Origin of the sequence: Actinomadura sp. 7K534 (assembly GCF_004348575.1) — a bacterium.
Classification (GTDB): domain Bacteria; phylum Actinomycetota; class Actinomycetes; order Streptosporangiales; family Streptosporangiaceae; genus Spirillospora; species Spirillospora livida.
The window spans coordinates 1-16,832 of record NZ_SMKB01000004.1 but is presented as its reverse complement, the minus strand read 5'-3'; the positions used below and the strand labels follow the sequence as shown (position 1 = coordinate 16,832).

Below are 16,832 nucleotides of genomic sequence, written 5' to 3'. Positions count from 1 at the left end.
AGTAGACGCGCTAATGGACGCCCTCTACCGCCAAGGCGCCCTTACCTGCCCCGCCACCGCTGGCTAACCACCCCACCAACCACAATCCGCAACCACCTGACAACCCTCCACACCCACGGCAACATCCACCGCGACGCCACAACGGGAGAGTGGCGATGGAACGAGGTCACCTCGCATTTCTCGCTACGACCGTTCTCATCGCCACCGGCCACACTGAGCTAAGCACCGCTAGATGCACGGAGACGTTTATGACGAAGTCTCCTAACACTGCGCCCGAAGCAGGCGAACCTCGTAGGCGATGCGTTCGGCGGCTTCAGTCGGGTCTTCGTGTTCCCAGACTCGGATCACCGTCCAGCCGGCCTCGCCCAGGAGTCGGTCGGTCTCTGCGTCGCGGTCGCGGTTGCGCTGAACCTTGTCCGCCCAATAGGCGGCGTTCGTGGCCGACTTGGTGTGGTGTTCCGGGCAGCCATGCCAGAAGCAGCCGTCCATGAAGACCGCCACCTTGGCCTTGGTGAAGACCAGGTCGGCGGTTCGTCGGATCTTCGGCAGCGGACGCGTTGAGACCCGATAGCGCAGGCCGAGCGCGTGGACCGCGCGACGCAACGCCATCTCCGGTTTGGTGTCCCGGCTCTTGTTGCCCTGCATGCTCTTGCGCACACCGTCGCTCGAAGCATGGGTCGGCCTCTGCACGCTCACGGTCCAACCGTAGGAAATACGACGGACGGCCGCTGCCGGTCAGGTCACATCCCCGCCACAGGTTCCCACTCGTCCCTCACGCCCCCTAGCCTCCGAGGTGATGACGACGGGACGGGGTTACACGAGCCTGGAGATCTGCGCGGGCGCCGGAGGGCTGGCGCTCGGACTCGAACGGGCGGGCTTCCATCCGGTGATGCTCTTCGACGAGGACGCGAGGGCCTGCGCCACTCTGCACGCGAACCGCCCGCAGTGGGACGTCAGATGCCTCGACCTCTTCGACTTCGTGGGGCACGATCATCCACAGGTCTTGGACGTCGACCTCTTGGCGGGCGGTCTCCCGCGACAGCGCTCCGGACTCTCTGAACTCGAACAGCGTGACCCGATGCGCGCGGCGGTCTGGTTGGCGACCGAGGTCCGTCCCCGCGCGATCATGCTGGAGAACACCCCGGGCCTCGTCGTCGATGGCGGCTACGCGGCCGTGCGCGATTTCGTCGAGGCGGAGTTGGAGGCGAACGGCTACGAATGTGCCTGGAAGGTGCTGGACGCCCAGGACTACGGCGTCCCCCAACGTCGCCCGCACGGGGTGCTCGTGGCGATGAGCTCGGAGACCATGGCGCGGTTCGAATGGCCGGCACCGACGGGCGGCGCCATCACGGTCGGCGACGTGCTCTGGCGTTCGATGGCCGATCGCGGTTGGCCGGAGGCGCTGGAGTGGCGTTCGCGGGCGAACGAGATCGCTCCCACGCGATGACGGTGACGGTGGAAGAAGAATCAGTTCCGAAATCACTGAATCGACAATTAAGAAAACCCGGAATACCCAACGCATCCAGAATTGGAGATTATCGGGCCACCCAATCGAACTATTGGCCAATCATTTCATGTGTGACGATAGTAGTTCAGCCCACCTCAACAGTGCTCGACGCTTATCGCCATGCCCAGATTCCGATGTAGCGGGTGAGCTCCCCGTCGCGGCGAGTTCATGGTCCTAGAGATACTTCCTGTCAAGCCTAGAAAACCGCGTCCTCGATGCTAACGCCGGCCGTATACGCATGAGAGCGACCATCGTGGTTGGTTCCCCGGCATCTCGGTGTGCAACACGGCCTCAACGGCATAATCGTCCGGATCCCTGGGCTCCGGCAGCTCTTCAGCCCTCCAATGCTCAAGTCGCCGCAGCATCCTTTCGGTGGGTGGAGGCCAACCGAACGCGGCACAAAGGACATGCATCGCCAGGCGAGGCGGAACAGCGTTGCCAATCTGCTGCCCGACATCGCGGCCGGACCAAGGGTAGTCTGTGGGGAACGTTTGGAGACGTCCAGTTTCGGAGAAGGAGAAACGATCCATCTCGACGCCACTCAAAGAAACGACTCGATTGCGCAAGACCTTACCGGTGACCGTAGCTGACGGCTCAGAAGAGGCACGACGCCCACGATCCTTTGGGTTCCCCCCTGTGCCATAGTTCGAGACAACATAAAACGGTGACTCTCGTTCGATGACATCCGCCATCGTTCTCCATGGCAGGAGCTTTTCGTCTCCTTCTTCGCGAGGAACTCCCTTCCGATATGGGCGGTGGGTTGGGTCAGGAAAGTTTATTCCAGCACCATCTGAGCGCGCGATTAGCACCGCCCTCTTACGAGTCTGCGGAACCCCATACTGCTCCGTCCGAAGAAGTTTGCAATCTGCGGAATAACCCTGAGCCTGCAAAGCTTTCGCATAGGCCTCCCAGACGGGGAGCACCGCTGGCACTTGCTCAAGTATTATCGCCTCATAAGGCTCATCCGGGCCGTCAATCGCTTCGAGCACCCATCGGAGCGGCTCCAATACAAGACCAGTCCGCTCATCTTCCAACTTCGCTAGATCCCGCCCGATTTCATCGCGATCTTCCCTTTTCACCAAACGATCGACAAAGCTCAGGACATCGTCGAGCGCCCTCCGGCCGGCTCCGGTCCCGGCAACGGTGAAAGTCTGACAGGGTGGTCCTCCGGCGAGCACATTCGCTTGAGGGAAGTCGCGCGGACCATAGTGACGTACGTCACCTGAGACCGTCTCGAGGCCAGCCGCACGGCGCGTTTCACAGGCCCCGTCGTCCCACTCAACACCGATGGTCGCGACATCGAGCTTCTCAGCTGCCACGTCCAGTCCGCCAGGACCGGCGAAGAGGTCAACGATCTTGACCGGCTGCACTTGATCTCCAGGGATTCGTCGGAAGGCTGATACGGCCGCCAGCGTTGCATGCCCAGTTGCCCCAACGGCAACAGACAATTCGAACGGCCCTACAGCTTACCGCGAGCCACCGACGGTTGAGGTGGAGGTCACCTGCTGCTTTCCCTTAACCCAGTCAGGACGCTAGAGCTGTCCGCGATCACCGCACGACCTGTTACCGGCCCCCTCGGCTCTTAATTCGAAATCGAATACCCGATCAGGGGTTAAGGAGTTAATCCTTCGACGATCCGCCCATAAGCGCATGCCGACCCCATACCAACCTGAGCCCAACGTCAAATGGCTACTCTCCTTGTTGGTACCACCTTTGTGAACGGGCAGGATGTGATGCACTTGAGGTGTCACCCCTTGAACAGCCCCGCCGCCACTGGCGGCAGCTCACCGATGTGGAGTTGGCCACCGCCGAATGGGTCGAGTGGTACAACACCATCCGCTTGCACGGAGAGATCGGCCAAATCGCGACCCGACGAGCGCGAAGCCAGCTCCCACCAGCAACACCCAAACCACCAGTTCACAGCCACGACCTAGAGTCTCCAAGGAGCCCGGGGCGGTTCAATTAACCTCGTTCCGCTCCGGTCATCCTGCATCGTTCGTCTGGCGGACCTCAGGCAGAACCGTCTCCAAGAGGCCGTGAACGTTCCCTCCCCCGAGCACCAACTGGCGGTCGAGCAGCCTGTTGCCAGTCTCGCACGAGGTCTCGCTCACCAGCGAGCAGCCATGGCAAGCAGACAGGTTCAGATGGGATGAGCCCTGTCGGTCGCTCTCGATGCACACCGGGTCGTTGGAGCAGACATCGGCGTCATCGAGTGCAGAGATGATCAGTGGAATCAGCTTCTGCGGCTGCCCAAGCCGAACGAGTCCGCCGAGGGTTCCTTGAGCATCCCCGGCCGCGGTGTAGATCAGAATCCCAGCGGTCTTGTCCTGCCGATCGGAGTTCGCGTAAATCCGTTCCTGGAGCGAGGCCGACGCGTATCCGCTGGCAAACGCCAGCCTGCGGATGAGCAGGTGCGACAGCGTGTGCAGAGCGACGTAGCGCGGCTCTGGAACGTCCAGTCTGCTAGCCCAGGGGGTGTCCGCGCGTCGCTTCACGAGGATGCCCGCGCGCGCCTGAACGCTGGGTTGGGTCTCCCATTGTGCGAGTTCGTCCTCGGCAAATCTCAGAAAGATCCCCTCGCCGAAAAGCTCGATTGCTGGGTAGACGGGGTGTCTCTTCTGATCGGGTCCGAGGTCGGCGCGGATCAGGGCGGACTCCGCGCTGCGGCGCCGGAATCCTCGCAAGGCGATCACTTCACGGACCCGGCGTACCTGCCCGACTCCGGCGATCCGGCGGACGAGGCTTTCTGGTCCCGAGGCCGCATCCGGGCCCCATCCATCGACGACGAAGTCGCTACCTGTACGGTCTCGCCCACCCTCGAGTTTCTTCAGGAAGGCGGCCCACTCTCCGTCCTTGAGGTCGAGCAGCATGTCATCGTCCGCGGTATGGTCCCCTGCCGCAACGGCAAGGACGGTCTCCTTGGTCACGCCGAGTTCGGTGGCCAGCCATTCCGCGACCATGTGCGCCTGGGGTCCACCGTTGTCGGCCACGATCTTTTCGAAGTAGACGTGGCCGCGGATCTTGTCCGCGACATCAGCGGAGTGCGGGCGTTCCTCGGGGATGTCGAGCGCGGAGATCCGATCGGCGATGTAGTTCCCCGTCGCTCCTCGCTGGACCGCCACAAGCTGGTGGTCGCACGGGTTCTTGACCGCACCTTCCGGCTCCCATGGTTGTCGACCGGCACAGCGGATGCCGTCGCGATGCAGGGCGCCCTTCGTGACCAGTTCCGCCAGGGACCGCGCGTGCCCGCATCCGTAGCATTTGACCCGGAGAGAGGATAGGCCCTCCCCTCGTTTGGACAGCCTCTCGAACCGAAGCTCTTTGTAGGAACGACAAAAGCGAACCGACTCGTCCGTACCCGCCTCTCGGCCTCGGTGGGCCCAGGTAAACCACGGGATATCCTGAGCGTGACTGCCTTCCTCGCAGATCGCTATGTAGCGCATCGGGACAAGGTGTCCTTCACACTCACAGGTGTTGCTCCACTTTCCCTTCTTCTTCCCAGTCAGTTGTGAGAGCTTGGAGCATCTCTCACAAAACCTCCAGGCGGGAAAGCGCCAGTAGAGCAGGGCAGCCGTGTCCTTGCCCGCGGTGCCGGCGTGACTCGGCGCCTGCCTCAGGACACCGGCACCGAGTCGGGCGAGGAGTCGCTCGCAGCTGATCTCAAGGGTGCGTTTCTTGTCCCACCATGAGGTGTCCGGCGCGATGAGCGACTCACCTCGGATGTCCACGATCGCTCCGACACCGAAGGGCGTGATCGTCTCCGACAACCGCAGGTCATGCCTAATTCTTTCCACGCTGCACCTCCTCCAGAGGTTCCTGGACTTGCACGGCCACGTTCGGATCGATCGACCTCATCGAGTCGCCGACGAGCCAGCCCTCGCCGCCCTGTCCGAATCTCTTGAGCAGCGCCGCTTGATCCGTCGCAGAACGCTCGTAGCGCAACGCTTCGCCCGCTTCGCGCGCAGCTCCGGCTCGACGGTCCCAGTCACGCAGAAGGCTCCAGGCCACTTCCCGCGTCTCCTCCGCTTCGACGGAGTCGGCCCGTGTCACGTATCCAAGGAAGCGGTCAAGGAGTCTCGTTACCGCCTCATTAAGCTTTGTGTCCTCGAGGTCGAAGTGGCCGGCCGTATTGTTCTCGGCCAGTTCGCCGAACGACTGCCGCATCAGTGCCACGAGTGCGCCGGCCAGTGAGCGATCCCGCGATGCCAGCGACCAAGGCGTCACACTCGTCGGCTCGACACTGCGATAGAGCGCCTCGTGGTACCCGCGAAAGGTCTCGAAGTGCGACCGGTCCCGCGCACGAGCCGACCTGAAGAGCGTCACGATGATGCCCTTCGTATCGCCGCGTCCGACACGACTCGTCGCCTGGATGTACTCGGCGGTCGTCTTCGGTTGGCCGACCATGAGCATCAGGGCGAGCCTGGGGATGTCGATGCCGACCGAGAGCATGTTCGATGACAGGACGACGTCGATCGCGTCTGAAGACTCCCCCACCTTGAGTCTGAGCGCCCGGAGATCGTTGGGGAGTTCCTCGGCTCCCCTCCGACTCGTCAACTCCAGCACACGCCCAGCCTCGATCGATCGCAACGGCAACCCCAAGCGTTCCGCACGGGGCTCGAGTCGGCCCCGGACGTCGTCGACCACGAGCGTTTCGGTCCGGCCGAGCTCCCGAAGGGAGTTGTGATACATGACCAGTGTCCAGTAGGCGTCTCTGTCCGCGACCGGTTCGGGGCCGGCAGAAAGGACCTCTGGTATCTCGATGAGCGGGGTGACTGCGGCGATGACGGCCGAAGGTTGGGAAACAGACTGCGGCATGAGTCCGACATAAAGCCGGCCTTCACCGCTCTCGACGGGTCGAGAGAAGAAGGTCCGGTCATCATCGAGGCCGGACGGCGGGTACAGCGCGACCTTGCGCCCGTACAGACCCCGAACCTGATCGTCTGAGGCACGAATGGTCGCGGTCGACGCGACGATCTTGGGGCTGGTGCCGGTCCGACTCAGCAGAAGCTGGATCATCGCGTCGAATACCGCAACGGTGGTGCCCAGCGGCCCGGACAGCAGATGCAGCTCATCCTGAATCACCACGGAGGGCTGTTTGAACACCGTGTCGAGACCGAGAAGTCTGCCCGCCTGCGGCTTGAACTGGAGGCGAGCGAACTTGTCGACGGTCGCCAGCAGAATCGTGGGTGGCTCGTCGTACAGAACGTCGTCTACGACGGCGAGCGGCAGTTCACCGCTGAATCGGCACGAGTCGTCGACGCAGTGCAGGATGACGTCCCTGCCGAGCAGGCGCATGCCGTAGTCCCGCGGCTTCGCGCTCTTCAGCTTGGGGACCATCGGCGTAAGACACCATGGACAACTCTCGATCTGAAACTGGTTGGCCTCCTCAGGCCGCGCCGCCTTGTGCAGGCGCTCTAGCGCCTGCTTCGCTTCCGCGCGCGTGCCGGGAGTAACCTCGTTCCCCACCCAGAGACCGATCGTGAAGGGGGGCATCCCCCTGACTCGAGGATCGGTGGCCCGCAGCAGTTCCATCGCACAGATCAGCGAAGCCGCCCGCTGGAACTGCTGAGAGGTCAAGAGCCGAAGGGTGTACCTGGTGATCACGGCGGTGCCGCCACCCGCTGTGCCGTAATCCAGTCGTCGCCGGAAGATCTCAATCGCCGCGAGACCGAGATACGCCTCGGTCTTCCCACCGCCCGTCGGAAACCAGATGAGGTCGACGAGATCACGGTCTGTGTGCTTCTCGTCGACGGTGGAGGCGAGCGAGACGAGCAGGAACCCGAGTTGGAAGGGCCGCCACGACGGTTCCATCACATCGTTCTTAGGAGTTCCACGGTTGATCGATGCCTGACGCATCTGGAGGCGCATCGCCTCCATGCCGAGTGAGAAGGCGGTACGGAGGTGCCCCTGCAACGGATCGCGCAACCGTGCCACCCCGGCCCGCATCCGCTTGACGGCCACTTCAGAGCGGTCGGCGATGCCACGAGCGACCTCCTTCTCGTCAACGATTTCTTCGGCCCGCCGTCGTTGTTCATCCACCCACTCGGCGAATGCGTCGACGAAGGCATCCAGAGACCGGAGCACGGGCTCAGGGTCCGAGTCCATCTGCAGAAGGTGGGCAAGCGACAGCGCTTCCGCTTCGGCGGTGCCCTCGGCGAAGGCGGTGGTCTCGATGGCCGGCACGACGAATGCTGGCACTGGATCAAGGTAGACCCTGGAACAGCTACCGTTCGAAAAGTCCCAATCGGCGGCCATTCCGTGCCCAACCGCGTAGATTTTTCGGTTGCGAAATCGGAGACGGAGCTCGGCCGCCTCAGGGTCAGCGTCGAGCAGGCGGGTGGTGTCGTATTCGAGAATCCGCGTGCCGGCGGCGGGCCTGACGGACAACTGCACCTGGAAGAGCATCTGAGCGATGTCGAGACGATCGTCTCCGGCAGACTCCGACATCACTCGGACATGGACCGTGACAAGGGACATCCCCCGGAAGCCCCTCCACCGGGCCCCGATCTCGATGGGCACGTCACCCTCGGGCAAGGGAGGCGGACCCTCACCGTTCGTGAGGGTGATCCCGCTGAAGCCGAACGGGCTCCGACGCCACCTTGGAGGGCCGTCACCAGGCACCTGAGAGTAGGTACCGCACGAGAAATCCACCTCGACGGAATCACCGTCTGTGACAAAGGAGATCGCCACCGAGGACGGGCGCCAGTCCTCGGCCAACGGGATTGCGGCGCCGTCCTCTTCGACGTCACGCTCGGGCACATCGCCCGAAAGTTCCTCCCCCGAATCGGTCAGGTCTCGGCCGTCGCCCGCCGGATCTGCAGGGAACAACATGCCGACGGCGTACTGCCGGTGCGGAAGGTTGCTCACCACCTCTTCCTCGCCGCCGTCCGGACCGACGTAGGCGTCCCGGATGTGCCCCAAAGCCTTCTGCTGCGCCTCGGTGAGGTTCACTTTCCGACCTGCTTTCGGATGAGCTCCTGAAGCCGTCGCTTATCTTGCTTGGACGCGACGATATGGAGCGCGACGCGCGGTCTGGTGACGGCCACGTAGAATGCGGCGAGCCCCTTCGCATCAAAGGCCTCGGGCAAGTCGCAGACGATGACATGCTCCGCCTCCAGCCCCTTCGCGTAGCGCGGGCTGGTGACAATGAAACCTTCGGCGCTTCGAACGGGGGCCGCGTCGGACGTGGCTCTGATGATCCAGATGTCCTCGCGGCGCGCGCCGTCACCGACGAGCTCGCGTGCAAGCCGCTCCGCGGCCGCGAGGTCGGCTTCGGCGTCCGCCCAGCTCCACTGCACCCGCTCCCCGTTGACGATTCCCGGATCCCCAATGTCGGCACCCAGGTACTCCTGAACGACGTGGACGATCGCCTTGGTGTTGCGAACATTGCGGTGGAGGCTGAGCAACGTGGCCTCGTCGGACACGAGTTCATAGACATCCGAATCGAAGGAGCCGTCAACGTGCGCCTGGTTGTTGGGATCGAGGAACATCCGCCAGCGGCCGCCGGCACGCCCACCAATGATGACGGCGTCCAGCGCGTCCATGCCTTCCGCGTTCATCAGGTCTTGGGCCTCGTCGACGAGTACAACGTCATACTGCTTCTCGCCGCCGAGCCTCGCGAAGGGCAGGAGGTCGATGGCCCGACCAGTAATGCGTGGGGTGAAGAACTCGACCAATGCCGGCGAGTGAAAGGTGATCAGAACGGACTTGCCCTCGGCGGCCTCCTGCTTTGCGGACTCGGCCAGGACAAGGGACTTCCCGGTGCCCGCCCCTCCAGTAACCAGCATGCGCTGGTTGCGAGCAAGCCCGGCCAGCACACGCGCCTGGCCTTCCGTCGCGCGATTCTGTTCCTCAATGACAGCTCCGCGCTGGGCATCGATCACGGGCATCCGTGTGAACTCGCCGAACAGGCGAGTTCGCAGGTGGTCGGGACGCGCGACCTTCACTCCGTATGGCGCCTCCGTGGCTTCGTTAACGACCGCTTCGAACGCCGCGGTCATGGCCGCGACACTCATCTCCTCCTTAGCCCACCAGTGGCTGCCCTTCCACTCGACCGCCGGCGGAGGAGCATCGATGTCGGGCGTGATGACCACCGCCTCACTCACGAACCAACCGATGCCCTCTTGACGAAGGATCCCTCTCAACGCATGCATGGCCGACTGGGCCTGCAGCATCGGAGATTCGCGAAGCCTTTTCCAATCGCCGCGGCGGTTGATGCTGTACCAGAGGCCGTCGTGCTTGCGCACTCCTCCGCCCTTGACCTCGACTAGGACGACGACGTCGCCCCATAGCACGACGAAGTCCGCCTCCGCCTGCTGTTTGGTGCCGTGGGTTCGGAGCGCCACGGAGTGGAACGCTACGGCTCCGCCTGGAGCGTCGATCGCACTCAGAACACGGGCCACACGGCGCTCGGCATCGCTGGTGGCCGTCGTCTCGATGTCGCCGAGATCCGGGACGAGAATCACGTGCGCCGCTCCAGCCAGAGATCCTCATAATCGCGATACCCGAGGAAGTCGTTGACCGCACCGAAATTATCGGCGACATCAACGATCAGACACTCCTTTTTACCGCCGTTCTCCTCGCCGCGAAGACCACGACCGGCCATCTGAATGTAAGCGCTCGGGCTGAACGTGGGGCGAGCAATATAGAGGGCTCGCACACCAGGTGCGTCGAACCCCTGGATCAGAAGGTCACAGTTCGCAAGCACACGGATATCTCCGGACTTGAAGCGCTCAATGACCTCCCGCCGCTCCTGCCGACCGGTATGTCCGCTCACCGCAGCGGCCTCGACCTTGCGATAACGCAGGGTCGCTGCGAGCACTTGGGCTGAAAGAACGTTCGGAGTGAAGACGAGGATAGGCCACTCCGGGTCCTGCTCCATAATGTGGTCGACGAGGGCCGCCATACGCGCCTGGTCTCGACCGATTCGATCGAGCACCCCCGGTTCGAGTTTCCGTAGCTGCGTGACCTTATCCAACTCGGCCTTGTCCAGGTTGACCTCGATTCCCGGAAGCACCTCGTGCTGAACGCGGGCGAGCACCCCCATGCGAGACAGCTCCTGATAGGCGTTGCCGCCCTCGAAGGCCTTAATTATGCGGTTTCCGAACCGCGCGGCCAGCTCCCTTGTCTGCGTTCCGTCGGCCACCGAGCCTTTAAACGGCGTCGCAGAGAGGCCGATGAGGGGCCGATCCCAGCCTCGCCCAGCCACGCCGAGCCAGTCCAGAATCCTTCTGTACCTCGGGGAACTCCCGGCACGGTGCGCCTCATCGACGATCACCGCAGCCGCGTTGCTCAGCCACTGATAATCCGTGTTGTCGATGACCACGTCCAGTTTCGCGTCCGTGGCCACGATCACACTGAACTCGGTGTCTGGCTCCTGGACTGAGTTGGTATCCCAAAGCCTTCCCACCGCCAACGGGCGCTCGTCCCCAAGGCCCCGCCAAACCATGCTCCAGGTCTGCACCGCCTGTTCACACAGCTCGGCAGACTGCGCGATCCAGAGCACCGGTCCGCGCAGAAAACCATCGATGAACAGTCGCAGAACCGTCTCTGTGGCTACGCGTGTCTTCCCTGCACCCGTTGGGAGCTCGACCATGGCCTTGAGTGAGCCACCCTCAGGCGTCTTGAGAGTCAGTGCGTCCTTCAGCTGTGCACTAATTCTCTCTTGGAAGGCATGCAGAGGATTAAGCTTGATGGCCCCGGGGACGATGATCTCTTCGTCCTGACGCTGGTTTCGTTGACCGGCGTACTCGGCACCGAACCCCATCTTTCGGAGCCATGCAATGGTCGACGCTCCCCCGGCCCAGGTCGTGGGGACGTCTGTATATCCCTCGTCGCGAAACTGGTCCTCGAGCATCTTGACCGCTTCGCTTCTGTAGACGGTGAGGAACAGCTCCGCGACCGAGGTCGAGTCGTTCACCAGCTTCTGCGCTTCGAGTGCGGACCAGAGTCCCTTGGGCAGCACCTCCCGAAGGGTGTCGTCCCCAAAGAACACTTCCAGGCGCTCCGGGTCGGTCATGGCCGCCTTCGCGGCCTGGCGCTGCTCCTCCAGGCGTTGATCCAGTCCCGCCTTCAGCACACCACTCAACTCGGCGTTGGACAGCCCCAGACCGAACGCCTCGTTGACGATCTCCAAGACTCGCCGCTCACCGAGATCCGCCCGCACGACGAGCGCAGGTCCCTCGATGTGCCAGTCGCGTGACCGGTCCTCCACACCATCCTCAGTGGTCACACGCTTGGCGATATGCACGGCCCTCGCCACGGTGGCGTTCATGACCTTGTCTGCCACCATGTTCTGGCGGAGTCCCGTGTATACGTCGATGATCCGCTCTTCGTCCTGTTGCCCCTCGATCAGCATGGAGAAGGAGAAGCTGTCCTCGAACCGCCGGCATCCGATGGCTTCGACCAGAACGGAGACGTCCTGACCTTCTGCCCTGAGGTACGGCTTCTGCCGATCCTTCAAGAAGCGCTGTTCCTCGTCAGTGGTCGCAAGGTAGACCGACTCCGGTCGCCGCAACTCCAGCCCTTGGCCCACGCGGGCGGCAATTCGAGTTGGACGACCCTGCGGGAACGCAATTCGGCCAGCCGCAAGGATGAAGTTGGTCAAGGTGCGATCTTTGACATGGCGAGGGAACAGCTCCGCCTCGAAGGCCTCCCGAAGGACGTCCGCCGGCACCCGGGTCAGTTCGTCAGGCAGGTCCAGCACGTCCTCAACCTGTCGAGGGCCTCGGTACAGCGGGAGCAGGTCTGCGAACTCCACAAGCGCGGCCGACACGATCTTTTCCGGGGGCCGGAGCCCCCTGGTCGACTTGAGCAGACCTGCCTGCTCAACCGACCATCGAAGCGGCGACACAACCCGATGAGTCTGGCCCGAATCAAGATCCTCGACGCTCCATGCATGATCGCCGAAGCCCAGCAGCTGCGTCGTCCACATCTCTCGTGTCTGCTCAGGCGCGCTGGCGTCCCGCAGCATGAGAAGAACCGAAAACGGGCCCGGACCGGCATGCTCAACGAATTCGATCCGCTCGATCTCCCGTTCACCCGGCCCTCGCCGACTGTTGAGGGAGGCCACCGTCCACTGGCGGTAGTCCTCGAAGAAGATCTCGTCCTCGATCGAGTACTCCTTCACAGGGCCGTGAACGACGCCGGCTGCGTGTGCTACCTGCGGGAGGCATCGGTGACGGTCCAGGAGGCGCTCGCCGAATCCGTCCGTAATTCCGTCGATGTCAAGGACCTGGTTTGGCCACGACCACTCGCCGTCACGCGTTGGAACCTTGACGAGTCCCGCCGATGCCTGCGACACCATCTTTTCGGCTTCCGGCATCGGGACGTTCAGGACCGCGTCCCAGAACTTCGACAGCTCTTCGTCTCCAGAGACCTGCGCGAGCTTGTTCAGCCGGGCCCGCAAGATGGCCAAGGGGTCAAGGTCACGGAATCCCTGAGCGCGCAGGATCTTGTCGATTCCTGGGATCGCGAGAAACTCCGCATCCACGAAACGCGCGCCTTCGATGTCCACATCGTCGACCCGCGCCAGGAATACGTCATTCCGATCCTTAAGTGAGCATATCCCAGACAGAGTCGGGATCACCCGCGCGCCCTCGATACCCTCGATCTGGGAGTGGTGGATGACGAAGGCCAACGCCCTCGCCGCCGAGCCGAGATCCGAGCCTTGGGCCCACTCGCGCAGCCAGGTCAGAACGCCACGCTTCGGCATCCTCTCGAGCGCACGCTTCTCGTCCCGGGCACTCACCTCGAGTTCGTCAGAGCCAACACTAAAGACACAAAGCTGCCGTAGCCGAGTCCTTCGCTGCGGGGTCGCATAGCACCGCCAGTGCGGAACGTCGTCGCCCGTGTTCGGGGAGTCGATCCACTGCTTGTGGTCCTGCTCCGAGACACCACTGATCAGGAAGTCGAGTGGGCGAAGGGCATCGGCGCGCTGCAGTTCGCCGGTCGCATCAGGAACGATCTTGAGCTTTGCGGCGAGCCCCGGCACATGTGAGCAGAGGATGTCGTCGCCGAACGAGAGCGTCTCTCGGCCACGGGCGGGCATGTAATCCAGATGAGCGGCGGGATCATCGGCAGATGCGACCCGGGGAAGCATCGTCACGAACATCTTGGAGAGCTCTGTCAGGATCTCTTGGTTGTACCTGTTCTTCAGCAGAGTCGTCCGGTCGTCATTGACGCTCCACGGAGCATTGAACAGGGCCGAAGCCGAGGTCTCGTCCTGCAGGGGGAAGTAAGACCAGAACTCACCGACCCTGAAGCGGGTGTTGCAGGTCGGCATCGCAACTGTGACCTTCACCTGGTCACGAGAGACTGCTTCGCCGACCTCCACTCGAGCCTCGGGGGTCGGAGAGTGCATTTGGTGGCCCACGAACCACTCATCCCCGGTCCCGTCCGGGCGATCGATCTTGAACCGACCGCCGCCGAGGTCCCGCGAGATGTGGCTCGTCTTGAACGCCTCTCCCTCGTCACCGATCACCCGGAGCCGGATCTCCCGCACGTCGGTGACGAACAGCAGGAACTCCGACCGGAACTTCTCGATCTCTTGCTTCAGACGGGTCAGGTTCGACGCTCGGGGCAGCTTGACGATCGTCACCGCCCACTCGGCCAGCTCCGCGAGCACCGGGTCTTGCTCGAACGCGGCTGCGGGATCGACCAATGTGGCGGTCCGCAGCACAGGGAGACGTTTGGTCGGCGCCCCGACAGCGGCGATCGCCGCCCTCGCCTCGACCGAGTTGAACTCGAAGGAGACAGACCGACTGAACACCTGAGGACGATCGGTCACCGCGAGAACCGACTTAAAGCCCAGTCCGAAGCGTCCGATCTCATCGCCGCGCTTGCCGCTGAGGTGTGCGTGAGTGATCGTCGTCAGGCCGGGCTTCGAGAATGGACGCCCGGCATTGGCGCAGTACAACGTCGCCGACACCAGGTCGAGGACGATCTCCACTCGACCGGCCCCGACCTGGTCCGAACCCGCGCCGGACATCGCATCCGCTGAGTTCTGGACCAACTCCAGGAGAGTCCGATTGGCGTACCCACCGACCCGGATCGACTCTTCATGATTTGCATGCTCGGTGACGAGGTTGGAGTTCGCGCGGTACGACGCGATCGCGCGTTCGAACTGATCTTCGATTTCTCGCGTGAGCCCAAAGTCCGGTGCCCAGTCCTGCCACGCCGCCATTATCACCCCAACACGTCGCACTCCGCTTCCGAGGACCGCCACTCCCTGTAGCCCAGCGACCCCACCGGTGAGCATCGCCAACCAGGACACCCCGGCGCAACCTCCGGTCAGCACAAAGATGCGCTCAACAGTGGCAATGCATTGACGCTCCCCAGCCCTTCGGGATGGGAATATGATAAGGCTTTGGCCGTCCCGATACCAGCGGTCCGCGTTAACCCAGAGCATCCAAGACCTCAGCCCAGTGATCATGGACACCGTCGCCGGCAGCTGAGCGCCTGGCGACCACGCTCGTGACCATCATCCGAGACTCATGACTCATCCCCGTCACTTCTGGGCGCCACAAGCAGTCACGTCGCATTTTTTGCCTCGAAACATCCTGATGGCAATCCGTCGGGCTGGTCCGATTTAGGTGCACTCGGGCATGGTCCGGGTACCTACAAGTACGGTTGTAGTCGCCAGCCAAAACGAGGACCGAGCACCTCGCCCTCAGTGATCTCGCTTTTCAATTAAAGGCATGCAGGGCAGCCGTTACTGAGAGCAGAACGAGCGCGCACGTCACGAGACCGACACCGAGCCCCGCCGCCATGGCAACCGTCGGCCCCACACTGGCGGCGATACTCACGCCAGCCTCTACTCCTGCAGCAGTAATTGCGACCGAGCTGATCAGGAACGGGTCACCATAATGAGGAACGCCCGCAGGCTCAATAGCGCTCTATCCCGGCAGTATTTTCCTCGCGATTCCCTTGTCTTTGAGTCCGCTCGTTGTCACCCACAGGCACAATGATCGCCACCTTCTTCACCACTAGGGCGACGGGTTCCTGTCGAAACTGCCACCATACCTCCTCGCAAGACATAGAGCATCTCGCCGCGAAAGATGCTTTCGGGGTGACTTCAGCAACATACCAACTGTCGACACACTTACCAAATCACCCATTAAGGCGATGCCGCATCCATTTCGGGCATTAGATCATTCTCAGCCAAACTTATTTCGGACAACAAAATGCAATATAAGTGGGCGACCATTAGACTCACCTAGTCGCAAATAAAGCAATTAACTCCCTGCGAGCAGCATAACCTACCAAACACCACCAGAAACGGTCACGTAAGGGATTTCGATCTTTCGCCGCCCGCTACTCGCACCGACCGCCTAGTACTCCAGCCGCACTTGGAGATCTCGGTCTGATGGAGGCCGGGACGTGAGACGGCCACCGCTGTGATCTTGCGGCGTTGGCCTAGCCGGTGAGGATGTAGTGGATTCACCATCACCGCGAGCGGACGACGCTGCAGGCGAGTCCGGGCGACCTGACCGTCTGGCGAGGCACAGAAGCGACTCAACCCGCGCACGTCTCAATTATCTGAGCGGGTGGCCGTGTTCGATGTAGCGGAAAGTGTTGGCGTGATGGGCCGCGTAGGCGTGGATTAGGCGACGGGCCAAGCGGGGGACGGTGTGCGTGTGGATGTGGGGGATGTCGTAGAAGGCGTAGCCGCGCAGTTCGGTGGGGGCTAGGCGGATGGCTTTGAGTTGGTCGGGGGTGAGGGTGCCGCCGTCGAACAGGAAGAGGATCTTGTCGCCTTCGGTGTCGGTGGGGGCCCAGTCTGTGACCAGGAGCCGGCCGATGCTGGGGTGGATGCCGAGTTCCTCGGCTACCTCGCGGGTGGCTGCCTGGTGGGGTGTCTCGCCGCGTTCGACGTAGCCGCCGGGGACGTCCAGGTGGTTCTTGTAGGTGGGGTTGACCAGCATGATGCGGTCTTGGTCGTCGAAGAAGAGGACGCCGGCCGCTGCTCGGGCGCGGGCGAAGCTCGCTGCCGGGTCCTCGGGCACAAGGGAACCGCCGTCCTATGGGGATGACCTCTATGGCAGGACGCTACCGATTGGCTCGTTGAGTCTCGATGTGGTGGATGAGAGTTTCGGTGGTGTCGTGTAGGTCGACTATGGGGCGACGGTAGCGGGTGCCGTTGGGCAGGGTGTAGCTCAGGTGCCCTGGTTCTATCCAGATGTTCGTCTCCTCGTTGCGGCCGAAGGGGATGGTGACCAGGGAGACGCCTCGGCCGTGGCGGTGCGTGGTGTTCGTGATGCCGCGGGCGGTGAGCGTTGCGGTCAGGTGGCGGGCCGCGAGCATGGGCGGGGCCGTGGTGCGGGGG

The 16,832-nt window shown here is 62.9% G+C and carries 9 protein-coding genes; 1 reads left to right on the top strand and 8 read right to left on the bottom strand.

Annotated elements, in window-relative coordinates; translation table 11 throughout:
• Positions 1 to 261: 261 nt before the first annotated feature.
• A complete protein-coding gene (locus E1266_RS01635) occupies positions 262 to 690 on the bottom strand; it encodes a very short patch repair endonuclease (protein ID WP_132043043.1) in 429 nt (142 codons plus the stop codon).
• 106 nt (positions 691 to 796) lie between these two features.
• Here E1266_RS01635 and E1266_RS01630 point away from each other — a divergent pair, with 106 nt between their 5' ends.
• Complete coding sequence (locus E1266_RS01630; RefSeq protein WP_243718174.1) at positions 797 to 1,447, top strand: DNA cytosine methyltransferase; 651 nt, start codon at positions 797 to 799, stop codon at positions 1,445 to 1,447.
• A gap of 278 nt (positions 1,448 to 1,725) precedes the next feature.
• Here the strand turns inward: E1266_RS01630 and E1266_RS01625 are convergent, their stop codons facing one another.
• From E1266_RS01625 to E1266_RS37740, 7 genes are all read right to left on the bottom strand, one after another.
• Positions 1,726 to 2,877 carry a DNA cytosine methyltransferase gene (locus tag E1266_RS01625; protein ID WP_132042926.1) on the bottom strand — a complete coding sequence of 384 codons (1,152 nt, stop codon included), beginning with the start codon at positions 2,875 to 2,877 and terminating at the stop codon, positions 1,726 to 1,728.
• A gap of 612 nt (positions 2,878 to 3,489) precedes the next feature.
• Positions 3,490 to 5,274 (bottom strand): DUF1998 domain-containing protein, encoded by a 1,785-nt coding sequence (locus tag E1266_RS01620; protein WP_207945360.1) that lies wholly within the window; start codon positions 5,272 to 5,274, stop codon positions 3,490 to 3,492.
• Positions 5,275 to 5,287: 13 nt separating this feature from the next.
• Positions 5,288 to 8,458: a helicase-related protein gene (locus tag E1266_RS01615; RefSeq protein WP_132042922.1), complete on the bottom strand. Its 3,171-nt coding sequence runs from the start codon at positions 8,456 to 8,458 to the stop codon at positions 5,288 to 5,290.
• Entirely contained in the window at positions 8,455 to 9,972 is a 1,518-nt protein-coding gene (locus tag E1266_RS01610; protein ID WP_132042920.1) for an NERD domain-containing protein/DEAD/DEAH box helicase, read from the bottom strand. The genes E1266_RS01615 and E1266_RS01610 overlap by 4 nt, the downstream gene beginning before the upstream one ends.
• On the bottom strand, positions 9,969 to 14,690 hold the full coding sequence (locus E1266_RS01605) for a DEAD/DEAH box helicase (RefSeq protein ID WP_132042918.1): 4,722 nt from the start codon (positions 14,688 to 14,690) through the stop codon (positions 9,969 to 9,971). Before E1266_RS01605 ends, E1266_RS01610 begins: the two co-directional genes overlap by 4 nt.
• A 1,351-nt stretch (positions 14,691 to 16,041) precedes the next feature.
• A complete protein-coding gene (locus tag E1266_RS01600) occupies positions 16,042 to 16,512 on the bottom strand; it encodes an NUDIX hydrolase (protein WP_132042916.1) in 471 nt (156 codons plus the stop codon).
• 43 nt (positions 16,513 to 16,555) lie between these two features.
• Positions 16,556 to 16,832, bottom strand: a 277-nt coding sequence (locus tag E1266_RS37740; RefSeq protein WP_165965891.1) for a hypothetical protein, incomplete at its 5' end; no start/stop codon positions are given.